The sequence below is a fragment of the Acinetobacter sp. ACNIH3 genome (genome assembly GCF_002918965.1).
GTDB lineage: Bacteria > Pseudomonadota > Gammaproteobacteria > Pseudomonadales > Moraxellaceae > Acinetobacter > Acinetobacter schindleri.
Map to the genome: position 1 here is coordinate 1 of NZ_PQLP01000112.1, position 1,955 is coordinate 1,955.

The 1,955-nt window shown below is 44.1% G+C and carries 2 protein-coding genes; both read left to right on the forward strand.

The features are described 5' to 3' along the window. Positions 1 to 88 precede the first annotated feature (88 nt). Positions 89 to 1,108: an IS21-like element ISAba8 family transposase gene (gene istA, locus C3420_RS16835; protein WP_004733225.1), complete on the forward strand. Its 1,020-nt coding sequence runs from the start codon at positions 89 to 91 to the stop codon at positions 1,106 to 1,108. Continuing rightward, the gene (istB, locus tag C3420_RS16840) at positions 1,108 to 1,881 is read left to right on the forward strand and encodes an IS21-like element ISAba8 family helper ATPase IstB (protein WP_001053379.1); all 774 of its coding nucleotides are present in this window, start codon (positions 1,108 to 1,110) and stop codon (positions 1,879 to 1,881) included. The genes istA and istB overlap by 1 nt, the downstream gene beginning before the upstream one ends. Positions 1,882 to 1,955 lie beyond the last annotated feature (74 nt).

The window sequence follows — 1,955 nt, forward strand, 5'->3', positions numbered from 1 at the left end:
TGTTAGCGGCAGTGTAAAAATGACCCCCTAATGGCATTTAAAAACTGACCCCCTTGGTTAATATAGCGGTCATTTTGGACTGCTCAATATGTTAACTTTGGAGCAAGCAGTGACAATCCAAATACTTCATCAACAAGGTAAATCTATTAAAGCCATTACTCGTGAACTGGGGGTGTCCAGAAATACTGTGCGTAAATATTTACGGCAAAACACCACACCTCAGTATCAGCGTATACAGCCTAGAATAAGTATCCTTGACCCATATAAACCCTATTTACTCCAACGTGTAAACGCAGCTCATCCTGAATGGATTCCTGCTGTTGTGCTCTACCAGGAAATTTTAAGGTTGGGATATCCAGGAAAGATCAGGATCTTGAGGGAATATCTTGCAACATTAAAACCAGTTGCTCAACCGGAACCGATCATTCGTTTTGAAACCCAACCTGGCCAACAAATGCAGGTGGATTTCACCACAATTCGACGCAACAACACGACTTTAAAAGCCTTTGTCGCAACATTAGGGTATTCCAGAGCGACTTTCGTGAAATTTTATGATCATGAACGTACGGATGCATGGATCGATGGTCTGGAAAATGCATTTCAGTTCTTTGCAGGAGTACCTCAAGAAATCCTGTTTGATAACGCTAAAACGATCATGATTGAACGGGATGCCTATCAGGAGGGGCAGCATAAATGGAACCCCAAACTGCTCGACTGCGCCAAGAAATACAGCTTTCGTCCTCGCGTATGTAAGCCCTACCGTGCACAGACCAAAGGCAAAGTTGAACGCTTTAATGGATACCTCAAATCAAGCTTTATTGTGCCATTAAAAGCAAGCCTGAAGACTTCGGGTTTACTGTTAGATGTTGATGTCGCCAATGCCCATATTGGCCGGTGGCTGCATGAAACCGCCAATCAGCGGATTCATGCCACCACGCAAGAAAAACCGGCTGTTCGACTGCAACAGGAGCAGCAAAAATTTACGCCATTACCGCAATCAGATACAGGTTCCAGCACTGTACCTGTTGCAGCAGCAGAGCATGTCATGCCCTACGAGAGTTTGCAGCATCCCTTATCGGTATATGACCAGTTGCTGGGAGTTTCCTGATGAATCTGCAATACGACCGTATAGAGCAGCTTTGCCAAAAGCTCAATCTGCCTGCCATCGCATCACAATGGTCACATCATGCACAACAAACATTAGGTCAGGATGGAAGTTATGCCGACTTTGTTGAAGCGATCTTGACGCATGAATATGCTGCCAGGCAACAGCGCAGCCAGCAGGTACTGATGAAACTCTCAGGCCTGCCTCAAGTCAAAACCCTGGAAGACTATGATTTTAATTATGCCCTAGGGGCCCCTAAATCACAGGTGATTGAACTGTTCAATCTGAGCTTTATTGCTAGAGCAGAAAATGTGGTGTTTCTCGGGGCTAGCGGAGTAGGAAAAACGCACTTATCTATGGCATTAGGCTATAAGGCCATCATGAACAACATTAAGATCAAGTTCATTACCGCCGCCGATCTCATGCTGCAACTAAGTACAGCCTACCAGCAAGGTAAACTGAAAACCTATATGCAACGTGCGGTACTGGGACCAAAGTTACTGATTATCGATGAAATTGGTTATTTACCGTTTGGACGTGAAGAAGCGAATCTGTTCTTTAACGTGATTGCCAAGCGTTATGAAAAAGGCAGTACGATATTGACGAGTAACTTACCCTTTAGCCAATGGTCTAAGTCATTTGCGGATGATGTTACGTTGACCGCTGCGATGTTAGATCGGCTATTACATCACTGTCATGTGGTACAGATATCGGGTGAGAGTTATCGTTTGAAGGATAAAAAAAGAATTGGGATTCAGCCGCAGGTTGAAACTTAATACGAGATCAAAGGGGTCAATTTTACTTCGCCATTTTTAAGGTAAAAGGGGTCAATTTTAAAATGCCGTTGACA

What these genes read in the sequence shown, in the direction of transcription:
- istA (WP_004733225.1), top strand. Translation starts at nt 89, where the DNA reads ATGTTAACTTTGGAGCAAGCAGTGACAATCCAAATACTTCATCAACAA.
- istB (WP_001053379.1), top strand. Translation starts at nt 1,108, where the DNA reads ATGAATCTGCAATACGACCGTATAGAGCAGCTTTGCCAAAAGCTCAAT.